Raw genomic sequence first — 22,767 nt, forward strand, 5'->3', positions numbered from 1 at the left:
CATCAAACGTCGAACTCCATCGAAAGCGAGCATCTCACGCTGGACGCGGTTTAGCGGCAAAACGAAAGCGGTCGACACAGGTGCCGACGACGCAAGGAAGCAAGTACCGGTGAGACTGAGGTACGAGAAAGGTATGGGCAGGAGGTGCGGCGCTTCGGCGGCGCCGATTGCTTTAGGATAAGGATACCGAAGGGTGCCCGCTTCGACGTCTCAGACTGCGAGGGGACACACCGAAATGCTTTCGGAAGGTTCTGCTGAAGTGGGCCTGATCATTAAAGCCCCAGGCATAAGCGATCTCGCTGATCGAGCGTTGAGCCGATCCATCCTGGATCAATTCGCGATAGCACTGCTCGAGCCGCTGAACCCAGATCCAACGCATCAAGGAGAGCTCCTCGTTGGCGAACAGGCGGTGGATCTGCCGCGGGGACAAACCCACGGCCTCGGCGATGAGTTCGATGCTCAGTTCGGGATTGGCGAGATTGAGCCGGGCGAACGTCTTGATCCTGTCTTGGTGATAAAAGGACCTGCGCACACAATCCGAGTTGATCGGCACGGCGCAACAGATGACGGCGCCCATCAAATCCAGGACGGCGTCGGCGAGACCCTCGCTGCCGGCATCCCCCAACGAGCCGCTCCAGCGCTTGAGCGAGAGCACGGCCTCGCGGAACACCGCAGGCACGCCGCTCCCGCTGTCGATCGGCGTGAGCAGCGCCGCGCGCCAAAGCGGAAAGCGGGCGGCGATCTCCTTCTCCGGGACACTGACCAGGATCGATTCGAAACAGGCGTCCTGCTCCAGGGTCAAAGGACGACTGCCGCGTACCAAGCACAGATCGCCGTCCGACAGGATCGCCGTGCGATCGGCCTGGTGGACGGATGCCGTTCCGCAAAACTGAACAAGCGCCGTCAGTTGGCCGGGATGACCCCGCCCATCCGTGATCAATCTAAGCGGCCGCCCGGCCGCTTCGACGATCTCGACCCGGCCGATGGTTCGGCCGCTAAACGTCGCGTCCGAACCATCGTCGAGCGCTCCGGGATGACGGACCTCGGGATCGCAAGCGTTCTCGAGCGCCCTCACAAAGCCGAGGGATGTCTCGGCAGAAGCCGGGGGACGGTCGGAGGCGCCTAGCGATAAGGCTCCAGAGGATGACTCCAATAGCATCGTACCCGGCTCTCGATGAGTCGTATCTGTGCTGGATAGTCCTATGGCAGCCGACCCACTGTCAACATAAGTTGTCACTGACAATTGTCAATTTTAGTTGACACTAATGTTCTTACGTTGATTTCCTTGAAATCGGTGCCCGGGTTCCTGACTCTTCTTCGAGATACGACGACCCGAGACATGTCCGAAACCACAAGAGGAGACGACCGATGAAGAAAAGAAACATGACGCGCGCTTCAGTGTCCCTGCTGATCGCCGCGGGACTGACCCTCTGCACCCTCGGCGCGATGGCCGCCGTGGAACGCACCGCGGCGCCCGAGGGGGCGAAGGCATACATCATTTCGCCCGAGAACGGCTCGACGGTGCCGCAGACCTTCGTGGTGCAATTCGGACTCTCGGGGATGGGGGTTGCACCGGCGGGAGCCGATCTCCCCAAAACGGGACATCATCATCTGCTGGTCGACATGGACAGCCTGCCGCCGCTCGACCAACCGATCGGCGCCGACATCCTGCATTTCGGGGGCGGCCAGACGGAGACCGAGATCACGCTGCCGCCGGGCGAGCACACCCTACAGATCCTCTTGGGCGACAAAAACCATATCCCCCATGATCCGCCGATCGTTTCGGAGCGGATCACCATAACGGTCGAGTAGACCTGCCGGATCCCCCCCGCGCGCCCGTAACGGGCGCCGGAGGGGTTCGCTCCCGCTCTGCGATCTGTGCGTCGCCTCGTCCGATGCCGGGTCAAACGCTGACCGGGCGAGAAACGCCTAGCGGTCCGTGCCCATCTCCAAGCGTTCGACGTCGGCGATGCGGATCTCGCGGCCGTCGGCAGTCACGAATCGCCGGCCATCGACGCTGCCGCGTCGGACCTCGTAGAGCCTGACCTCTCCCGTGTTGGCATTGACGACCTGAACGGGGATGATCTCCCGGTCGCGATCCCAATCCCGAACGAGAAGCGACAAACTGCCGAGCAACATGGACCCGAGGAGGACATAGGCGAGCGGACGGATCAGCGCGGGGGGAATCAGAGGTGGACGCGGCGCCACGAGGCCGGCGGCCTCACGAGATCGTATGATGCGGGCTCGGATGACCAGATAGGCCCCGAAGATAACAGCAGCGGTTAGGAGGAGTTTCCAAATCATGGTCTTTACGTTAGCACGACCGGTCGGTTCGGACAGCCCGTTCGTGCGCTGCGGGGTCGCGTCCGCCGGCCGCGACAGACGGCCCGGCTGCAGCGAAACCGGAGAGCCGGCATGATGAAGGATGACCTTCCGACACTGTTGCTGATTGCAGCGCTGTCGCTCACGGGCTGCACTGAACCTGCCGCGCCGACGGTGAATCTGCACCGGGCGGTCGAGATCGGAGATATCGACCAGGTCTCGCGTCATATTTACTGGAAGAGCGACCTCGATCTGCCGGATGCGCACGGCGACCCGCCGATGCACGTCGCCGCGCGCGCGGGACGCGTTGCCATCGCGCGGGCGCTCGCCCGCAACGGCGCGGATCTCAAGGCACCGAATGCGGCGGGGAAGACTCCGCTCGAGGTCGCGCTCGAGCACGGGCGCGTTCAGGTTGCGAGCATGCTCATCGACCAAGGTGCACAGCTCGATGCACAGGATACACTGGTCGCGTTGGTCGAGTCGGGACTGATCGACCGCGATACTCTGAATTTCCTCGTCAATTCGGGGGCGCAGCTCGACAAACCGGATCCGAACGGGAATGCGCCGCTGCACCTCGCCATCCGAAACGGACATCTCGAGACGGTACGACGACTGATCCTCGCCGGCGCCGATGTCAATCAACCCGCCGACGACGGTCGCATGCCGCTGCGGATTGCGCGAGAATCGGCGCCCGGGCGCGACGCCCGGTTTATCGTCTCGACCCTCGAGCGCAACGGTGCGAGGGCCGACCCAGCCCCCTGACAGATTCGCACAGGAGCGACCGCATGGCCGAACGGATCGAAGATCTGACGGTGACTTACACGGAAGACGGAATCGACACGACCAAGGAGATCGACAAGGTCGTCCTCTCCAAGGGAAGTTGGACCACGATCCTCTTTCGCTATCAAGATTGGGATCGTGTGAAGGAGGCGTACGGACCGGACAAATATACGATTCGTCGGTATCAGAAGCGCAGTGGCGAGTACCGACAGCAGTCGAAGTTCAACATCTCCAGCCGCGCTCAGGCCCAGGCCCTCGTCGAGGCATTGCAAGGTTGGCTGACCGACGACTGATTGCGCGCAAGCGGGTGGACACCGATGATTCGGACCGGTGGCTGAGGCCGGAGGCGTGACGATGACGGCCGAGACGCAGACGCGTCCGTGGCATGGCTTGGGTGTCGCGGAGACCACCGAGGCGCTGGACGTGGATCCGGCTCGGGGTCTTTCCACGGCCGAGGCGAACCTGCGACGTCGTCGTTACGGCCAGAATGCGCTCGCCGAGACCAAGTCGCGCCCGCTCTGGCTCAGATTCCTGGACCAGTTTCGAAACCTGCTGGTGATCGTGCTCCTCTTCGCGGCAGTACTGGCCTGGACGATCGGTGATCTGAAGGACGCCGTGGTCATCCTGGTCGTCGTGATCCTCAATGCTGCGCTCGGCTTCTATCAAGAGCACCGTGCGGAGCGCACACTCTCCACCCTCAAGGCGATGGTCGCGGTCCGTGCTCGCGTGCGCCGGGACGGTCGGATCGGCGAGGTCGACGCGGCCGATCTGGTGCCTGGGGATCTCGTCCTGCTCGAGGCAGGCGATCGCGTGCCCGCGGATGGGCGCCTGCTGACGGCACCCAACCTGGAGGTCGACGAGGCCGCCCTGACCGGAGAGTCCCAGCCGGTCGGCAAGAGCACGCAGGCCTTGAACGCAGCCGATCCGCCGCTGGCCGAGCGCCTGAACATGCTCTACATGAACACCGTGGTGACGCGCGGTCGGGCCGAGATGTTGATCGTCGACACCGGGATGAGCACCGAGATCGGCCGGCTGGCCGGACTGATTGCCGAGACGCCGGACTCCGAGACACCGCTGCAGCGTCAGTTGGATACGCTCGGCAAGCGGCTGGCCGCAATCGCCGGGGTCATCGTCACCCTGATCTTCGTCCTCGACCTGACGCGCGGACTGCCCTGGACGCAGGCCGCAATCACCGCCGTTGCGCTCGCGGTGGCGGCGATCCCGGAGGGCCTGCCGGCCGTTGTCACCGTCACACTGGCGATCGGCATGTGGCGGATGGCCCAGAATCGAGCGATCCTCAAGAAACTCTCGGCCGTCGAGACCTTGGGCTCGACCACGGTGATTTGCTCCGATAAGACGGGGACGCTCACACTCAACCGAATGACCGCGCGTGCCGGCTGGTTCGCGGGCGCTCGATTCAGTGTCGACGGCGACGGCTACGGGACCGAAGGTGCGATCCTTCGGGATGAGCCGAGCCGGCTGAACGAGCCGACTGACACGATCGATCCGATCGACCTGGGCCGCCCGATGGCGCTCTGCAACGAGTCGCGGGTGCGCGACGGCGAGTTGATCGGAGATCCCACCGAGGGCGCCCTCTGGGTTCTCGCCCGCAAGGCCGGTCTCGACCCCGAATCCGAGCAGGCTCGCCGCCCGCGGATCGCCGAGATCCCCTTCGACTCGGCCCACAAGTTCATGGCGACCTTTCACCATGCCGGCGATCAGGTCGAGTTGTTCGTCAAAGGTGCGCCGGACGTCCTTCTCGCCCGCGCCTCGCATTGGCTGAATGCGAGCGGGGAGCAACCACTCGACGCCGCGACCCGCGAGCGCATCGAGGCCGAGAACGAGCACCTCGCGAGCCAGGCGCTGCGGGTGCTCGCCGTGGCACGGCGGACCATCCCGGCCCGTGATTTCGAGCCCGCAGACGATCTGTGGCGATGGGCCGAGGGCTGGACCTTCCTGGGGCTTGCCGGCCTGATGGACCCGCCGCGCCCGGAAGCCGCAGAGGCCATCGCCCGCTGTCGGCAGGCCGGCATCCAGGTCAAGATGATTACGGGCGACCACAAGCTCACCGCCGAGGCCATCGGTCGCGAGCTCGGGCTGACCGGCGAAGTCGTCACCGGCGCCGAGCTCGACGCGATGGACGAGACGACACTCGGGCGGCGGATCGAGGACATCGGCGTCATCGCGCGGGTCTCGCCGGCCCACAAGGTCCGGATCGTGAAGGCGCTCAAGGCGCGTGGCCATGTCGTGGCCATGACCGGCGACGGGGTGAACGACGCGCCCGCAGTGAAGGCCGCGGATATCGGCGTCGCCATGGGTCTGACGGGCACGGCCGTCACGCGCGAGGCCGCAACCATGGTGTTGATGGACGACAACTTCGCGACCATCGTACGGGCTGTCGAGGAGGGGCGCGTCATCTTCGACAACATCGTAAAGTTCGTGCGATTCCAACTCTCGACCAACATCGGCGCCATCCTAACCGTGCTGGCGGCGACCCTGATGGGGCTGCCGACACCCTTTACGGCGATCCAGCTCCTCTGGATCAACATCATCATGGACGGCCCGCCCGCGATGACACTCGGCGTCGAGCCGGCGCGCCCCGGCATCATGCGGGCCCGTCCCCGCCGACAGGACTCTCAGATCCTCACGCTGAAGCGCTTGGCTCTCCTCGGCCTTTACGGCACCACCATGATGGTCGGCACCCTCTGGCTGTTTCAGGACGCCTTGACCACCCACGGCGAGGCCTACGCACTCACACTCGCCTTCACCACCTTCGTGCTCTTCCAGTTCTTCAACGTCTTCAATGCCCGCAGCGAGCACGGCAGCGCCTTCAACACCCACTTCCTCGCAAACGGCAAACTCTGGCTCGCGCTCGCTGCCGTCCTCGCACTCCAGGTCCTGGTCGTCAATTGGCCCGAGGCTCAGGCGATCTTCGCGACCACCCAGCTGAACCCCGAGGACTGGCTCAAGGCCGCGCTCGTCGCCTCCAGCGTGCTCTTGCTCGACGAGGCCAGAAAGGCTGCTCAGGCGTTCATATGCCGGCTGACACAGAGAAACGAGTCGCAAGCTGGGTCGTGATGAGCTTGCGAGGCCCGACCCGGCAGAGGCTGGGATGGCGGAGCTTCAAGACATACACCAAGCGCTCGCCTGATCCTGCCCGAAGATCAAAGCGCGATCGGCGAGCGACTCGCAAACCCCGCGGATGCTTGCGCGGACGAGATCGGGATGGTTGTTGGTCTCGCTGACATGCGCGACGCAGAGCTGCGCGATGGCGCGGTGCGGCAAGGCATCGAGGAAACAAGCGGCCTGCAGGTTGCTGAGATGCCCGAAGTCGCCGGCGACGCGCCGCTGCAGACTCGGCGGATAAGGGCCGCGACGCAGCATCTCCGGATCGTGATTGAGCTCCAGGATCAACGCATCGCAATCCTGAAGAACCTCCGTCATGTGTGGCGTCACGCAGCCGGCATCCGTCAACATCCCCAGGCGACGTCCATCCGCCTCGAACAGAAACTGACAGGGCTCGCGGGCGTCGTGCGGGACGGGGTAGGAGCGGATACGCAGGCCGTCGATCCGCATCGACTGCCCCTGACCGGAGAGCAGGCGCAACCTCGGGATCTCCGGGGCACCGACCGCACGCCAGGTGCCGGGCGTTGTCCAGACCTCCACGCGATGCCGCCTCGCAAAGGACCAGACACCCTTCACATGGTCGCCGTGCTCGTGGGTCAGGAGCAGGACATCGATGCTGCCCGGCTCGACATCCACCGACCGCAGGCGCTGATGCAGCTCGCGTAGGCTCAGGCCGTTGTCCACCAGAACGCGGCAGCCCGCGCTTTCCACCAAGGTGGCATTGCCGCGGCTGCCGCTGCCGAGAGAGCAGAAACGCACGTCGGCCCGCGTTTAACGCATCTGTTCCTTCATCAGCGTCAGGATCCGTTGGCTCGACTCGGATGTATCCGGATTCCCGCTCGCATCCAGCACGGTGACGCGCGACTCGGTCTCGCCCCCCTGCACACGCACCTGATATTGCTTGACGGGGTCGACCTCGTTCTTCTTCCAGAAGGCCATCCGCGAGAGGAGGCCGGGCCTCTTGTCCTCGGACGCCCCGTCCTGCCCAGCATAGCGGACATAATAGACACCCCGACTCATATCGCGATCTTCCACGGCGAATCCGGCCCGATCCAGTGCCGATCCGGCGGTCCTCCAGGCGCGGCGGAAGTCCTCCTGGATCACCAGGGTCTGCGAACCGCCTTCGCTGACAAGGCGAGCGCCGACGGCTTGCATGGCAGGGCCGCTTGCGGGGCGTCCGGAACCGCCCCCGGTGACGGGGCTCGCGGCCGCGGCGCGCTGCTCGGATGCGCCCAGAAAGACCATGAGACGCCGCAACATCTCGGCTTCCTTGCCGGGATCGGTTCCGCTGGGCTCCCAAATGGTTCGGCTTCCGTCACCGATCGCGTTGGTGACCAGCCGCTCCTCCATTCCGCGGTGCGTGAGATGGATGTCGGTGGTTCCGGGTGTCGTGCCGGGCTCGATACGCAGACTGTACTGGTCGCGCGTCGAGGTCGCGTAGACCCCCTCGACGACCTTGCTGATCATGCGCGTGACGAAATCGCGCCGGATCTCGGCCCGGTTGTCCAGCCAGTCGGTGCGCATCACGCCGACCGACGGATTCTGTTCGACCAAAATGATGCCCTGCTCGCGCCAGAAGGAGATGACCTTGGGCCACACCTGCTGCGGCGAGGCCTGCACCTCGAGCCAACGCTCGGAGTCGCGGCGCTTCAACTCCACATTGGGTGTCTCGGGCAGGACCTCGCCCGACGCCGCGACACGCTGGCGTTGCGCGCGACTCCCACTGTACTCCGAGAACGTTGCCCCGCCGGCGGGCGGAATATCCAGGGCGTCGTCGAACCGCCCTGCGGTCAGATCAGGCGGGATCTCGAGATTCTCGCCGGCCTCCTGCTGCTTCTTGTAGGCAAGCCGCTGATCGGGGATGGCGTCGCTGATGACGTTCGAGCCGCAACCCGACAGAAACAGGATCAGCGCCAAGCCGGCGGAAGCGCCGCCGGTCAGCCAAAAACGTGGTCTCAAGGTGTGCGACCTCTTTAATCGATTGCGCATACGCCACCGCTCGGGAGCATCGGCGCCGCGGATGCTCTCAGAGCACACCCGCTTGCTCCATTCCCGCAAGAACGCGTGCATGGTGCTCTTCGGAGAGCCAGGTGAGCGGAAGACGGATCCCTTTCGGGCACAACCCCATCTCGGCAGCGCCCCATTTTACCGGGATCGGGTTGGATTGGACGAACAGGTCGTGATGCAGTGCATCGAGTCGTCGATTGATGGACTCGGCCTGCTCTCGATTGCCCGCGAGCGCAGCATCGCACATGTCCTGCATCAAGCGCGGGGCCAAATTCGAGGTGACCGAGATGACCCCGTCGCCGCCCATCAGCATGAACTCGCATCCGGTCGCATCATCCCCGCTGTAGAGCGCGAATCCCTCGCCGCAGCCGGCACGCAAGCGCCCGACGCGGGTCAGGTCACCCGTCGCGTCCTTGATGCCGACGATGTTCTCGATCGGCGCGAGCCGAGCCGCCGTCTCGGGCAGCAGATCGCAGGCCGTGCGGCCGGGCACGTTGTAGAGAATCTGCGGGATCTCCACGGCCTCGGCGATCGCACGATAATGCAGATACAGCCCCTCTTGAGTGGGCTTGTTGTAATAGGGCGTCACCAGAAGGGCGGCCTGTGCACCGGCCTCTTTGGCGCAGCGGGTCAGGTTGATCGCCTCGCGGGTCGAGTTCGCGCCCGTGCCCGCGATGATGGGGATCCTGCCGGCGGCAAGCTCGAGCGTCCTGCGAATGACGGCGCAGTGCTCCTCTTCGTCGAGCGTCGCCGATTCTCCGGTGGTGCCCACGGCGACGATGGCCGTCGTCCCCGCGTCGACATGGAAGTCGACGAGACGCCCGAGGCTCGCGTCGTCGATGCCCCCGTCCTCGTGCATGGGGGTGATGAGGGCAACGATGCTGCCGCGAAACATGTCCGACTCCGCTTTAAACCGCGCCCGGCGCGGTATGTGATGTTTTTGGATGGGATCCGCCCCGGCAGACTCGACGATCGTTGGAGCTGGCGCGGTTTAAAGTCTTAAAAAATATTAAACTTTAAACCGCGTCACCACAAAGGTCGAAGAAAACCTTGAGTCCGACACCACGTGCAAATAACGCATGTCGCTCTGGACGCGGTTTAGGCGAAAACCCCGATGGTAGTACGCGAGACGGCGCCGACACAACCGAGATGATCCGAGCGCGGCTGCAAGAACCCCGAGCATTCGGCCCCGAAGCACCCACTCCCGAGGGGTTCTATGCCCGGGGGCTCAAACAAAGACACTTTGACACCAACTCAGAAGCGCCGCCGGGAAGAGGCCAAGGACCAACATTGAAAGACCGTTGAGACTCATGGCGAACCGCACGCCGCCGCTCGTCGTCAGGACCGGCATGTCCGGATCCGGCTTGTCGAAATAGATGACCTTGACGACGCGCAAGTAGTAGAAGGCCCCGATGATCGAGAAGGCGACGGCGACCAAGGCAAGCCAGACCAGGTCGATGCGCACGACAGACTCGAGCACCAGCAGCTTCGCCATAAAGCCGACCGTCGGCGGAACACCGGCCATCGAGAACATCATCAACGCCATCATGGCGGCATACCAGGAATCACGGTCGTTCAGCCCCTTGAGGTCATCCAGATTCTCCGCATCGAAACCTTTGCGGCTCAGGATCAAGAGGATGCCGAAGGCGCCGGTCGACATCACCGCGTAGACGATCGCGTAGAACATCGCGGACGCGTAGCCCTGGGCGGTGCCGGCCAAGAGCCCGAGAAAGATAAAACCGACATGTGAGATGGTCGAGTAGGCCAGCATGCGTTTGATGTTGGTCTGTGCGATCGCGACCAGGTTGCCCAGACCCATGGAGAGCACGGCAAGAATCAGAAGCATGCCCTGCCAGTCCGGCTGGATCGCCTCGAGCCCATCCACCAGCATGCGGATCGCCAGCGCGAAGGCCGCGATCTTGGGCGCACTGCCGAGCAGCAGGACGGCCGGTGTGGGCGCACCCTCGTAGATGTCCGGAACCCACATGTGAAAGGGCACGGCGCCGAACTTAAAGCCCACGCCGATGACCAGGAAGACCACGCCGAAGACGAGGACCTTGTTGTCCATGCCCTGCTCGGCGACGGCTTGCGCGACCGGACCGAACTCGATCGATCCGGTGGCGCCGTAGATCATGGAGACGCCGTAGAGGAGCATGCCGGAGCCCAGCGCACCGAGCACGAAATACTTCATCGCCGCTTCGGCGCCCTTCTTCGAGTCGCGATCGAAGGCGACCAAGGCATAGAGACAGAGCGCCTGAAGCTCGAGACCCAGATAGATGGTCAAGAAGCTGTTGGCCGAGACCATGATCAGCATCCCGAGGATCGCAAACAGACCCAAGACGTAGAACTCGCCGACGAAAAGCCCGCGATCCTTCAGCCAAGGCCGCGAATAGACGAAGGCGAGCAGGCTGACCACCAGGATCGCGCCCCTGAGCAAATCGGTCAGGCCGTCGCGCACGACATTGCCGTCAAAGACGACGCGCGCCTCGCCGCCGCCGACGGCACCCGTGAGGCCGATCGCGACCAGCAGACCGATCAGGGTCAAGGTATGGTTGATGTCCTTATCCTTCTCCTTGAGATAGAGATCCAGCACCAGCACGACGCTGGCGGTGACCAGGATCGCGATCTCCGGCAGGATGGGGATGAGATTGGCGGCGTCGAATAGCATGTGAGAATTCCGATTAAACCGCGCCCGGTGCGGCATGCGTGGTTTGTTGGATTGGCTTGGCCGCGCCGGCTCCGACAGTTGTCGGAGCCGGCGCGGTTTAAGTGAGACCTGCGCCCAAGCGCATCCTTACGGCTGTCCGGTCAGACCGATCACGGGTGCGGGCACCGCAAGGACACAGTCCGCCGCTTCGGAGGCCGGCAGCTTGCACTCGCTGACATGGGCGACCAGGTTCTCGACCGAGGCGTGCATCACCTCCATCAAGGGCGCGGGCCAGATCCCGAGGGCCAGAACCGCAGCGGCCAGCACCCCGAGATTCAATGCCTCGCGGCGATTGAGATCCTGAAGAGCCGCCACCTTCTCGTTCTTGACCTCGCCGAAGATCACCCGCTTGACCATCCAGAGGGTAAAGGCGGCCGCCAGGATCAAGGTGGTCGCGGCCAGGAAGGCCCACCAGAAATCGGCTCGGAAGGTCGCGAGAATCACCATGAACTCGCCCACGAAACCGGAGGTCCCGGGCAGACCCGCATTGGCCATCGCGAAGAAGACCACGAAGGCGCCGAACCAGGGCATGGTGTTGATCACGCCGCCGTAATCGGCGATCTCGCGCGAGTGCATGCGATCATAGAGCACCCCCACACAGAGGAAGAGCGCGCCCGAGATGAAGCCGTGCGAGATCATCTGGACCATGCCGCCCTCAATCCCCATCACCGCACCGCCGGCGACATCCGGATCGCGAATGATGGTGAAGACGATAAAGAAGCCGAGCGTCACGAAGCCCATGTGGGCGATCGACGAATAGGCGATCAGCTTCTTCATGTCCTGCTGAACCAGGGCCACGAATCCGATGTAGACCACGGCGATCAGGGACAAGGCAATGATGAGCCAATCGAGCGAGGCACTGGCGTCCGGGGTGATCGGCATCGAGAAGCGCAGGAACCCGTAGCCGCCGATCTTCAACATGATGGCCGCCAGGATCACCGACCCGCCGGTGGGCGCCTCGACATGCGCGTCCGGCAACCAGGTGTGGACCGGGAACATCGGCACCTTCACCGCAAAGGCAAGCAGGAAGGCGATGAAGATCAGGATCTGGGCGGTCATGCCGAGCTCCAGATCGTGGAAATCCAAGATACTGAAGCTGTCGGCCTGGAAGAACATGTAGATCAAGGCGACCAACATGAAGACCGAGCCGAAGAAGGTATAGAGGAAGAACTTGATGGTCGCATAGACGCGATTCGGTCCGCCCCAGACCCCGATGATGATGAACATCGGGATCAGCATCGCCTCCCAGAAGACATAGAAGAGGATGGCATCGAGCGCCGAGAAGACGCCGACCATCACCCCTTCCATGATCAGGAAGGCCGCCATGTAATGCGACGGCTTATAGGTGATGACGTCCCAACCCGCGATGATCACGAAGATGGTGATGAAGGTCGTCAGGATGATCAGCGGCATGGAGATGCCGTCGACGCCCAGGTAGTAATCGACATTGAAGGTCGGGATCCAGGCCGCTCGCTCCACGAACTGCATCTGACCGCTGCCGGCATCGAAACCCGACCAGAGACCGAGGCTGATCGCGAAGGTCAGGATCGCAAAGGCGAGCGCAATCCACTTGGAGATCTCGGAGGCTCGATCACCGCTCGCCAGCACGGCGATACCGCCGATGATAGGCAGCCAGATGACCAGCGTCAGGAGAGGTAACTCGTACATGCAGGGCGTCTCCTTCCGCTTTAGAACACGACGAAGAACGTCAAGAGCCCGACGAGCCCGACGATCATCGCAATCGCGTAGTGATAGAGGTAACCGGTTTGCAGATGCCGCGCCCGCTGCGCCAGCGCAGCAACGCGATGGGCCGATCCGTTGACCACACCGTCGTCGATGATGGCCCGGTCACCGCCGAGCCAGAGCACCTTGCCCAGCCAACGACCGCCGCCCGCGAAGACCTTCTGGTTGAAATCGTCGAACCCGTATTTCGCCTGCAGAACCTTGGTCACGGGACCACCCATCGCCTGCAGTTGATCGTCGATCTTCGGATTCTTCGCGAAGGTGAGCCACCAGACGAAGCCGGCCAAGGCGAGCCCTCCCATCGCCAGGAAGAAGGGCGGCATAGTCATGCCATGCAGCACGAAGGCCCACTGGCCGTGCCAATGCTCGCGCAGCGGCTGCAAGGTGTCGTGCTCGGGCGCCACGACGATCGGGTTCCAATCACCGGTCGCGAACCAGTTGGTGACCAGCAGCGGCTCCACGACCAGCCAACCGAGCACCACCGATGGGATCGCCAGCAGCACCAACGGCAAAGTGACCACCCACGGGGTCTCGTGCAGATGGTGTCGGGTATGCTCGTCCATCCGCGGCTTGCCGTGGAAGACCAGGAAGTACATGCGGAAACTGTAGAGGGCGGTGACGAAGACACCGAGTGTCAGCAGGAGCGAGGCATAACCGGACCCGTAGAGCGTCGAGTGCCCCACCGCTTCGATGATGGCGTCCTTCGAGAAGAAGCCGGAGAAGGCCGGGAAACCGATGAGGGCCAGCGAGCCGATCAAGGCGGTGATCCAGGTAATCGGCATGTAACGGCGCAGGCCGCCCATCTCGCGGATGTCCTGCTTGTGATGCAGGGCGATGATCACCGAGCCGGCGGCCAGGAACAACAGCGCCTTGAAGAAGGCATGGGTCATCAAGTGGAACATCCCGGCGGCATAGGCCGAGGCACCGAGCGCCGTCACCATATAACCGAGCTGCGAGAGGGTGGAATAGGCGACCACACGCTTGATGTCGTTCTGCACCAAACCGATCAGCCCCATGAAGAGCGCCGTGGTCGCGCCGATGATGAGGATGAAGCTGAGCGCCGTCTCCGACATCTCGAACAGCGGCGACATACGCGCAACCATGAAGACACCGGCGGTGACCATGGTCGCCGCGTGAATCAAGGCCGAGATCGGCGTGGGGCCTTCCATCGAATCCGGCAGCCAGACATGCAAGGGGACCTGCGCCGACTTACCCATGGCACCGATGAAGAGCAGGATACAGATCAGGGTCATGAGCGAGACGCCACCGAACACGGCGACCTGCGTGCCGGCATGGGCAGGTGCCGCGGCAAAGACCTCCACGTAATCCATACTGTTGAAATACATCCCGATCGCGGCGATGCCCAGGATGAAGCCGAAGTCACCGACCCGGTTGACGAGAAACGCCTTCATATTGGCGAAGATCGCGGTTTCGCGCGTCGACCAGAAGCCGATCAGCAGATAGGAGACCAGACCGACCGCTTCCCACCCGAAAAAGAGCTGCATGAAGTTGTTGGACATGACCAACATCAACATGGAGAAGGTGAAGAGCGAGATGTAGCTGAAGAAACGCTGGTAGCTGTTCTTGCCGGTCAGCGCGCCTTTCGGCCAGTTGTGCTCGTCGTCGGCCATGTAGCCGATCGTATAGATGTGGACCATCAAGGAGACAAAGGTCACGGTCGCCATCATGAGCGCCGTGAGCCGATCCACCAGGAAACCGATCTCGAAGCGGATCCCGTCCGAGACCATCCAGGTATAGACCGCCTCGTTGTAGACCGGAAGATCACCCCAGATGAAGCGCGCCAGCACCATGAGCGACAGCGCCGTGGAGAGCCCGACGCCGGCGATGGTCACCGCATGCGCCCCCTGTCGGCCGATTCGGCCGCCGAAAAAGCCGGCGATGATGGCGCCGAGGAGCGGCGCTAGCACGATGGTCAGGTAGACGTTTTCCACTGTTTAGTTCGCTCTTTCGCTAGATGTGATCCGAATCAACCCGCCAGTCACGCAGATACGTTGACGCCGTCCGCGCTATCCCTTGAGGCTGTCCAGATCCTCCACGTTGATCGTCTGCTGATTACGGAAAAGCACCACCAGGATGGCAAGCCCGATCGCCGCCTCCGCCGCCGCCACGGTCAGGATGAAAAAGACGAAGACCTGCCCCGTCATATCCCCGAGAAAATGGGAAAAGGCGACGAAGTTCATATTCACCGCCAGGAGCATCAGCTCGATGCACATCAGCAGCAGGATGACGTTCTTGCGATTCAGGAAGATCCCGGCGACCGCCAGCATGAAAAGCCCTGCGGCCAGGATCAGGTAGTCTGAGAGCGCGATCATTCGGTCGATTCCTGTGGTGCAGCCGAGGCAGCAACGGCCGGAACCGCGGCACTCTCGGAAGGCATCTTGACGATACGAATCCGGTCCGGACCCTTCTTGACCCTGACCTGCTTCGCCGGATCCATGTACTTGGTCTCGGGCCGACGACGCAGCGTCAAGCGAATCGCGGCGACGATGGCGACAAGCAGGATGACCGCGGCGATTTCGAACGGATACACGTAGACGGTATAGAGCAGCAGACCGAGCTCTTCGGTATTGCTGACCTCGGGGCCTGCCGGCACGGGCGACGGGAACTGCTGCAATCCGAAGTTGGCCGGCCCGACGATCAAAAAGATCTCAAGTGCCAACACCACCGCAATCAGCGCACCGAAGGGCAAATAGCGAATAAAGCCTGCGCGCAGTGTCGCGATATCGACATCGAGCATCATGACCACGAACAGGAACAGCACCATGACGGCGCCGACATAGACCAGGATGAGCACGATGCCGAGGAACTCCGCTTCGAGCAGAATCCAAAGGGCCGCACTGCTGATGAAGGCCAGCACCAGATAAAGGACGGCGTGGACCGGATTGCGACGCGTGATCACCATCCCTGCAGCGACTAAGGTTATGGCCGCGAACACATAGAATAGGAATTTTTCAAAGCCCATGATTCATCCAGATGCCTTGGTTAGCCGCAACGGCGCAATGCGCAAAGACAGAAGGAGCCGAAGCGCGCATACGGGGAAGAATCCGACTCACCGATACGCGACCGGCATCGCTGAACCCGACAATGAGCATCGGGTGCTCGGCGCTCGCCACCCCTCGCCCGTATCCCTCGCCTCCCCTGCGATCCGCAGACGCATCGCGGTCAGCGGTAAGGCGCATCCGCGGCGCGGGCCGCGGCGATGTCCGCCTCGTACTTGTCCCCGATCGCGAGGAGCTTCTCCTTGGTCATGATGTTCTCGCCGCGATTCTCGAAGTGATACTCATAGACCCCGGTCTCGACGATCGAGTCGACCGGGCACGATTCCTCGCAAAACCCGCAATAGATGCACTTGAAGAGGTCGATGTCGTATCGGGTTGTCCGTCTGGATCCGTCCTCGCGCGGCTCGGCCTCGATCGTGATGGCCAGTGCCGGACAGACCGCCTCGCAGAGCTTGCAGGCGATGCAGCGCTCCTCGCCGTTCGGATAGCGCCGCAGGGCGTGCAGACCGCGAAAACGCGGCGAGATCGGGGCCTTCTCCTCCGGATACTGAACCGTGAACTTGCGCTTGAACATATAAGCGCCGGTCAGGCTCAAGCCCTTGAAGAGCTCGACCATCAAGAGGCTTTGGAGGTACTCACGTGTGGCTTTCAGCATCGGTCGTCTCCGGGTCAGGCGGACCACCACGGGGGCAGCTCGGCGAGAACCGCAAGCGCCACCACCAGGATCCAGACGATCGTGATCGGGATGAACACCTTCCAGCCCAGGCGCATGATCTGATCGTAGCGATAGCGCGGGAAGGTTGCCCGTAACCACAAGAATACAAACATGAAGAAGAAGGTCTTGAGCAACAGCCAATGGAAGCCGTCACTTAGAAGCAGACTTCCCTCGACCCACGCCTGCGGGAAGGGTGACAACCAGCCTCCCATGAAGAGCAAGGCCGAGAGCGCCGAGATGAGGATCATGTTCGCGTATTCGGCGAGGAAGAAGACCGCGAAGGCCATCCCGGAATACTCCACATGGAAACCGGCGACGATCTCGGACTCGCCTTCGGCCACGTCGAAAGGCGCCCGATTGGTTTCGGCGATCCCCGAGATCAAATAGACGCCGAACAAGGGCAGCAGCGGCAGCCAAAACCAGGTCAGAACGTTGCCCTCCTGGGCCGCGACGATCGCGCCCAGATTCAGGCTCCCGGCCGCCACCAGGACGCCGACCAGCGCAAAGCCCATCGCGATCTCGTAGGCGACGATCTGAGCGGCCGAGCGCATGGCGCCGAGCAAGGCGTATTTCGAGTTCGACGCCCATCCCGCGATGATGATGCCGTAGACACCGAGCGAGGTCAGCGCAAGGAGATAGAGCAGGCCGGCATTGATGTCGGCCAGCACCAGGCCTTCATCGAAGGGGAACACCGCCCAAGCGGCCAAGGCCGGCGCGATCGCGATCATCGGCGCCAACAAGAACAACGTCTTGTCGGCCTTGGTCGGGATGACGATCTCCTTCATCATCAGCTTGACCGCATCCGCGATCGGCTGAAGCGAGCCGCGCCAGCCAACCCGGTTCGGCCCGATGCGGACCTGGATATAGCCGATCACCTTGCGCTCGGCCAAGGTGTAATAGGCCACCATTCCGAGGAGCGGCAGGACAATCGCGGTGATCTTGATCAGGATCTGGATCACCACGGGAAGCGCATTCCATAGTTCGATCATCGTAGACTCATCCCGCCTCGCTGCCCGTCTCGCCATGCCATGGCCTGATCTCGACCGGGCCGATCTGCATGCCCAGCCCCTCGCTGCCGGTCACGGCCGCCGGAATACGCACACAGCCCATCGCAATGGCGTCGTCCAGGAACACGCTGGCCTCAACCTCGCGGCCGTTCTGGATAATCAAGACCGCCTGATCGGCATCCAGCCCGTCGGCGCGCGCCTGCTCCGGATGCAGATAGACACCGAAGGTCGCACCCTGGACGGGTGTGCGCTGCAAGGCCGGAGACCGCCGGACCAGCGGATCCAGCGCATAGATGGGCACGCTGCCAAGACGCATCAGGCCGGCGGTTGGGCTGGTTGAGACCACCGGATAGTCGCCCCGCGGGGCATTGTCGAGGACGACATCGGCGCACAGCTCGGCAAGCTCGCTGCGGACCTGCGCCGCATCCCGATATTCGAAGCCGGGAAGATCCAGGAGATTACCCAGCACACGCAGCACTTTCCAGCCGGGACGGGCCTCGCCGGGGGGCGCGACGGCACCCTGAAACCGCTGCCAGAGGCCGCCCGCGTTGACGAAGGTCCCGGAAGTCTCGGCGAAGGCGCCGATCGGCAGCAGGACGTCGGCGACGGCCTCGAGCGAAGGCGAGCGGAAGGCGGAGCAGGCAATCACCAGATCGGCCGCTTCGCACATGGCCATTGTCCGAGCGGGGTCAATGAGATCCCGATCCGGCTCCAAGCCCCAGAGGACCAGCGTGCTCGGTGGCGTGCCGAGCATCTCGCCGAGCCCGAGGCCCATCGACTCGGCTGACCGACCGCCGGGCAGCCCGAACGGCACGGCGCCCGCCAGATGCGCACCGACGCTGTTCGCCGATGCCGGCAGGAAGCCCACGACGGCTCCGCTCAACTCACCGATCCGATAGGCGAGCGCCTTGAGTAGGGCATAGTCCGGATGCGCGGTGGCCAAGGCGCCTAGCAACACGACGCCGGTCGACTTCTCCCTCGCAGCACGCAGAGCGTCGGCGATGGACTGATGAGCATCGTCGGGCTTGACCGAGCCGATGACCGGCTTGAGCGCCCCTGACGCCTTGGCACCCAGCGCCTTGGCGATCGCCGCGAGATCCGCGACCATCTGCGCCGGCGTCCCGACCAACTGCCGGGCGGGATGGGTCAGCGCCAGGGTCAGGGGATTCACGCAGGCGACTGTCGCACCCTCCAGGGCGGCCTTGCGGATACGATGGGCCAACAACGGCTGCTCTTGGCGAATCTCGGTTCCGATCAGGAGGATCGCCTCGCGGGTCTCCAGATCGGCAATCGGCAGGCCCAGCCAAGGCAGCATCGGATCGGCGGCATCGCCGCTGAAATCCTGTTGCCGCAGCCGGTGATCGATGTTGGCGCAGCCCAGACCGCGCGCGACCCGCTGCGCCAGATACAGCTCTTCGAGCGTCGCGTTCGGAGCCATCAGCCAGCCCATACGGCTCGCATCGGCGGCCTTGAGACGCTCGGCGACCGCGGTCAGTGCCTTCTGCCATTCGACCTCGCGCCAGACCCCGTCGGTCTTGACCATCGGCGCGGTCAGGCGATCCTCGGCGTTCAGACCCTCGTAGCTGAAACGGTCCCGGTCCGAGATCCAGGTCTCGTTGACCGCCTCGTTGTCGCGCGGATGCACCCGCATGACCCGACCGTCGCGCACATGCAGACGGATGTTCGAGCCGACCCCGTCATGCGGGGCGATGCCGTCGGCATCGGTCAGCTCCCAGGCCCGCGCGGTGAAACGGTAAGGCTTTGAGGTGAGGGCGCCGACCGGACAGAGATCGATGATGTTGCCCGAGAGCTCATGGCTTACCGTGTGCGCGACGAAGGTCCCGATGCGCATGTCTTCGCCGCGACCCGTCGCGCCGAGCTCACGCACGCCGGCAATCTCGGCGCCGAAGCGCACGCAGCGTGTGCAATGGATGCAGCGGGTCATATCCGTGGCGATGAGCGGACCGAGATCCTCGTCCTTGACGACACGCTTGCGCTCGGCGAAACGCGACACGTCGCCGCCGTAGCCCATCGCCACGTCCTGAAGCTCGCATTCGCCCCCCTGATCGCAGATCGGGCAGTCGAGCGGATGGTTGATGAGCAAGAACTCCATCGTCCCCTGCTGGGCATCGATGGCCTTGGGCGAGCGTGTCAGAACCTTCATACCCGCGCCGACCGGCGTCGCGCACGCCGGCACCGGCTTGGGGAAAGGGCGACCGCCCTGCTCGGCCTCGACGAGGCACATGCGGCAGTTGGCCGCGATCGACAGCTTTTTGTGATAGCAAAAACGCGGGATGATGATCCCCTCGCGGTCCGCGACCGTGATGATCATCTCTCCCGGGTCCGCCTCGCAGGTGCGGCCGTCGATCTCGATCGTGATCTTGTCCGTCATTCAGCTCTCTCGATCGGCGCCCGTGGGCCGGATGTCGCGCACCGCTCCGGCGCACGTTCTCGGACCTGCTCGCTCGCGCGAACCGGGCCATTCTACAAGTTTGCGATTCCGGGGCAGTGACGGCAAACCGCGCTCGCCCCGATGCGGATCAGGCCGCAGGTCTAGGCTGCCATGCTTTGGCCGTGCTCGATCAGGTGCTCGAATTCGTGTCGATAGTGCTTGAGAAAGCTCTGCACCGGCATTGCCGCGGCATCGCCGAGGGCACAGATGGTACGACCCCCGATCCGACCCGCAACACTGTCGAGCAGATCCAGGTCGCCCGGCCGGCCCTTGCCGTCCAGGATGCGACGCAGCACCCGCTCCAACCAGCCCGTGCCTTCGCGGCAAGGCGTGCACTGACCGCAGGACTCGTGCATGTAGAAGTGCGAGAGGTTGTGCAGGACCCTGACCATGCAGGTCCCCTCGGCGATCACGATCACGGCGCCCGAGCCCAGCATAGAGCCCGCCTTGGCGATCGAATCGTAATCCATATCCACATCCATCATGACGTCGCCGGGCACGACCGGGACCGAGGATCCGCCGGGAATGACGGCCTTGAGCGCTCGGCCGTCCTTCATCCCGCCGGCCATCTCGAGCAGATCCCGAAAGGGCGTGCCGAGAGGAACCTCGAAGTTGTCCGGCCGGGCGACATGCCCGGTGACCGAGAAGAGCTTGGGACCGCCGTTGTTCGGGCGCCCCTGCTCGAGGAACCACTGCCCGCCCTTCTCGAGGATGACCGGGATGGATGCCAGCGACTCGGTGTTGTTGATGGTGGTCGGACGCCCGTAAAGACCGACCTGGGCCGGGAACGGAGGCTTGAAGCGCGGCTGCCCCTTCTTGCCCTCGATCGACTCCAGAAGTGCCGTTTCTTCGCCGCAGATGTAAGCACCGGCGCCGAGATGATTGTAGAGGTCGAAATCGACGCCCGAGCCCTGGATGTCCTTGCCCAACAGACCCGCCGCGTAGGCTTCGCGAATGGCGTCCTCGCACCGTTGGATCGGCTCGTAGAACTCGCCGCGGATGTAGTTGTAGCCGACCGTCGCCCCGATGCAGTAGCCGGCGATCGCCATGCCCTCGATCAACTGATGCGGGTTGTAGCGCAGGATGTCGCGATCCTTGCAGGTTCCGGGCTCGCCCTCGTCCGAGTTGCAGACGATGTACTTTTGGCCGGGCGCCGTGCGCGGCATGAAGCTCCACTTCAGACCCGTGGGGAACCCTGCACCGCCGCGACCGCGCAACGCCGAGAGCTTGATCTCTTCGATGATGTCGGCCGGATCCGGGCGCTCGCGCAGAATCTTTTCCCACTGCACATAGCCGCCGAGGCTGCGATAGGCATCCAAGGTATGCCGTGTCGTCGCATCCAGGTGCATATTGCGAAAACAGACGCTGTTCTGATTCGGGACCATCGGCCTACTCCAACTCGTCGATCAGCTTATCGAGCGCTTGTGGCGAGAGGTTCTCGTGATAGGTCTTGTCGACCAACACCGCAGGCGCATGCCTGCACGCGCCGAGACACTCCACCTCTTTGAAGGTAAAGCGACCGTCGGCCGTGGTCTCGCCCAGACGCACGTCGTACTTGTGCTCGACATGCTCGATCAGCTCTTCGGAGCCCAGCAGCAGGCAGGACACACTGTTGCAGACACAGACCTTGTGTCGACCCTGCGGCTCCAGGTCGTACATGCCGTAGAAGGTCGCAACCTCGTAGACGGACACCTCCGGCATATCCAGATAGGCAGCGACGTCGTTCATCAGCTCGGGGGTCAGCCAGCCGCCGTTGGCATCCTGAACGATGGTCAGCGCAGGCATCACCGCGGACTGTTTCCATTCGACCGGATACTTGGCGATCCAGGCATCGATACCCTCGCGAATCTCCGCGGTGAAGAGGGTCGATTTATCGCGATCGTGAATGACCGCAAGCGGCGCGTTGCGAAAGCTCATCAGCGATCGATCTCCCCGAACACGATATCCAGCGTCCCGATAATCGCCACCACGTCGGCGAGCATGTGGCCTTGCGACATCTCGTCAAGCGCGGCGAGATGCGGAAAGCCCGGTGGGCGGACCTTCAGACGATAGGGCTTATTGGCGCCGTCCGACACGATATAGCAGCCGAACTCGCCCTTCGGCGCCTCGATCGCGGCATAGACCTCGCCGGGCGGCGGGCAATAACCCTCGGTAAAGAGTTTGAAATGGTGGATCAAGGCTTCCATGTCGTCCTTCATGTCGGCACGCGACGGCGGCATGACCTTGTGATCTTCAATCGCGACCGGACCGGGATTGTTGCGCAACCAGTGCACGCACTGCTTGATGATCCGATTGGACTGGCGCATTTCTTCCATGCGGACCAGATAGCGATCGTAGCAATCGCCGTTGACCCCGACCGGGATGTCGAAGTCCACCTTGTCGTAGGCCGCATAGGGCTGTTTCTTGCGCAGGTCCCACTCCACTCCGGAACCGCGGAGCATCGGCCCGGTGAACCCTAATTGGAGCGCGCGCTCAGGCGAAACGACGCCGATACCGACGGTGCGCTGCTTCCAGATGCGATTATCGGTCAGCAAGGTCTCGTATTCGTCGACATGCCCCGGGAAGCGATCGGCGAAGTCCTCGATGAAGTCCAGCAGCGAACCCTGTCGCGGGCCGTTGCGCTTGGCGATCGTCTTGGCGCTGTGCCACTTGGAGCTTCCCGAATACTGCGGCATGCGATCGGGAAGATCCCGATAGACGCCGCCGGGCCGATAATAGGTCGCGTGCATCCGCGCACCCGAGACGGCCTCGTAACAATCGAGCAGGTCTTCGCGCTCACGGAAGCAGTAAAGAAAGATCGACATGGCCCCGATGTCCAGACCATGCGCGGCGAGCCACATCAGATGGTTCAGGATGCGAGTGATCTCGTCGAATAGGGTACGGATATA

At 63.3% G+C, this 22,767-nt stretch carries 20 protein-coding genes; 4 read left to right on the forward strand and 16 right to left on the reverse strand.

Annotated features, from left to right (window positions below; all coding sequences use genetic code 11):
• Positions 1–172: 172 nt before the first annotated feature.
• Entirely contained in the window at positions 173–1,075 is a 903-nt protein-coding gene (locus tag BDD21_RS26075; protein ID WP_245969856.1) for a helix-turn-helix domain-containing protein, read from the reverse strand.
• 293 nt (positions 1,076–1,368) lie between these two features.
• Here BDD21_RS26075 and BDD21_RS26080 point away from each other — a divergent pair, with 293 nt between their 5' ends.
• The gene (locus BDD21_RS26080) at positions 1,369–1,812 is read left to right on the forward strand and encodes a DUF4399 domain-containing protein (RefSeq protein WP_211335172.1); all 444 of its coding nucleotides are present in this window, start codon (positions 1,369–1,371) and stop codon (positions 1,810–1,812) included.
• 117 nt (positions 1,813–1,929) lie between these two features.
• Here the strand turns inward: BDD21_RS26080 and BDD21_RS26085 are convergent, their stop codons facing one another.
• Positions 1,930–2,304, reverse strand: coding sequence for a hypothetical protein (locus BDD21_RS26085; protein WP_120799644.1), 375 nt, complete (start codon positions 2,302–2,304; stop codon positions 1,930–1,932).
• A 111-nt stretch (positions 2,305–2,415) separates the two neighbouring features.
• Here BDD21_RS26085 and BDD21_RS26090 point away from each other — a divergent pair, with 111 nt between their 5' ends.
• The 3 genes from BDD21_RS26090 to BDD21_RS26100 all read left to right on the forward strand — a co-directional run bounded on the left by BDD21_RS26090 (position 2,416) and on the right by BDD21_RS26100 (position 6,180).
• Positions 2,416–3,084: an ankyrin repeat domain-containing protein gene (locus tag BDD21_RS26090; protein WP_245969858.1), complete on the forward strand. Its 669-nt coding sequence runs from the start codon at positions 2,416–2,418 to the stop codon at positions 3,082–3,084.
• Positions 3,085–3,107: 23 nt separating this feature from the next.
• Entirely contained in the window at positions 3,108–3,395 is a 288-nt protein-coding gene (locus BDD21_RS26095; protein WP_120799645.1) for a hypothetical protein, read from the forward strand.
• Positions 3,396–3,456: 61 nt separating this feature from the next.
• Complete coding sequence (locus BDD21_RS26100) at positions 3,457–6,180, forward strand: cation-translocating P-type ATPase (protein ID WP_120799646.1); 2,724 nt, start codon at positions 3,457–3,459, stop codon at positions 6,178–6,180.
• Between the two features lie 45 nt (positions 6,181–6,225).
• On the opposite strand, the gene BDD21_RS26105 is transcribed toward BDD21_RS26100, so the two are convergent.
• From BDD21_RS26105 to BDD21_RS26170, 14 genes are all read right to left on the reverse strand, one after another.
• Positions 6,226–6,987 carry an MBL fold metallo-hydrolase gene (locus BDD21_RS26105; protein WP_120799647.1) on the reverse strand — a complete coding sequence of 254 codons (762 nt, stop codon included), beginning with the start codon at positions 6,985–6,987 and terminating at the stop codon, positions 6,226–6,228.
• Between the two features lie 12 nt (positions 6,988–6,999).
• Complete coding sequence (bamC, locus tag BDD21_RS26110; RefSeq protein WP_120800140.1) at positions 7,000–8,187, reverse strand: outer membrane protein assembly factor BamC; 1,188 nt, start codon at positions 8,185–8,187, stop codon at positions 7,000–7,002.
• Positions 8,188–8,254: 67 nt separating this feature from the next.
• Positions 8,255–9,130 (reverse strand): 4-hydroxy-tetrahydrodipicolinate synthase, encoded by an 876-nt coding sequence (dapA, locus tag BDD21_RS26115; RefSeq protein ID WP_120799648.1) that lies wholly within the window; start codon positions 9,128–9,130, stop codon positions 8,255–8,257.
• Positions 9,131–9,463: 333 nt separating this feature from the next.
• Entirely contained in the window at positions 9,464–10,903 is a 1,440-nt protein-coding gene (gene nuoN / locus BDD21_RS26120; protein WP_120799649.1) for an NADH-quinone oxidoreductase subunit NuoN, read from the reverse strand.
• Between the two features lie 126 nt (positions 10,904–11,029).
• Entirely contained in the window at positions 11,030–12,610 is a 1,581-nt protein-coding gene (locus tag BDD21_RS26125; RefSeq protein WP_120799650.1) for an NADH-quinone oxidoreductase subunit M, read from the reverse strand.
• Positions 12,611–12,630: 20 nt separating this feature from the next.
• Positions 12,631–14,637, reverse strand: coding sequence for an NADH-quinone oxidoreductase subunit L (gene nuoL, locus BDD21_RS26130; RefSeq protein ID WP_120799651.1), 2,007 nt, complete (start codon positions 14,635–14,637; stop codon positions 12,631–12,633).
• A gap of 75 nt (positions 14,638–14,712) precedes the next feature.
• Positions 14,713–15,018, reverse strand: a complete 306-nt coding sequence (gene nuoK, locus BDD21_RS26135; RefSeq protein ID WP_120799652.1) for an NADH-quinone oxidoreductase subunit NuoK — start codon at positions 15,016–15,018, stop codon at positions 14,713–14,715.
• The gene (locus tag BDD21_RS26140; RefSeq protein WP_120799653.1) at positions 15,015–15,668 is read right to left on the reverse strand and encodes an NADH-quinone oxidoreductase subunit J; all 654 of its coding nucleotides are present in this window, start codon (positions 15,666–15,668) and stop codon (positions 15,015–15,017) included. Before BDD21_RS26140 ends, nuoK begins: the two co-directional genes overlap by 4 nt.
• 200 nt (positions 15,669–15,868) lie before the next feature.
• Positions 15,869–16,360, reverse strand: a complete 492-nt coding sequence (nuoI, locus tag BDD21_RS26145; RefSeq protein ID WP_120799654.1) for an NADH-quinone oxidoreductase subunit NuoI — start codon at positions 16,358–16,360, stop codon at positions 15,869–15,871.
• 14 nt (positions 16,361–16,374) lie between these two features.
• Positions 16,375–17,409, reverse strand: a complete 1,035-nt coding sequence (nuoH, locus tag BDD21_RS26150; RefSeq protein ID WP_120799655.1) for an NADH-quinone oxidoreductase subunit NuoH — start codon at positions 17,407–17,409, stop codon at positions 16,375–16,377.
• A gap of 7 nt (positions 17,410–17,416) precedes the next feature.
• Positions 17,417–19,819, reverse strand: coding sequence for an NADH-quinone oxidoreductase subunit NuoG (nuoG, locus tag BDD21_RS26155; RefSeq protein WP_120799656.1), 2,403 nt, complete (start codon positions 19,817–19,819; stop codon positions 17,417–17,419).
• A gap of 161 nt (positions 19,820–19,980) precedes the next feature.
• Positions 19,981–21,264, reverse strand: a complete 1,284-nt coding sequence (nuoF, locus tag BDD21_RS26160) for an NADH-quinone oxidoreductase subunit NuoF (RefSeq protein WP_120799657.1) — start codon at positions 21,262–21,264, stop codon at positions 19,981–19,983.
• Positions 21,265–21,268: 4 nt separating this feature from the next.
• Complete coding sequence (locus tag BDD21_RS26165) at positions 21,269–21,796, reverse strand: NADH-quinone oxidoreductase subunit NuoE family protein (RefSeq protein ID WP_120799658.1); 528 nt, start codon at positions 21,794–21,796, stop codon at positions 21,269–21,271.
• The coding region (locus BDD21_RS26170) for an NADH-quinone oxidoreductase subunit D (RefSeq protein ID WP_120799659.1) at positions 21,796–22,767 on the reverse strand (972 nt) is incomplete at its 5' end. The genes BDD21_RS26170 and BDD21_RS26165, both read right to left, overlap by 1 nt.

Source organism: Thiocapsa rosea (genome assembly GCF_003634315.1).
Classification (GTDB): domain Bacteria; phylum Pseudomonadota; class Gammaproteobacteria; order Chromatiales; family Chromatiaceae; genus Thiocapsa; species Thiocapsa rosea.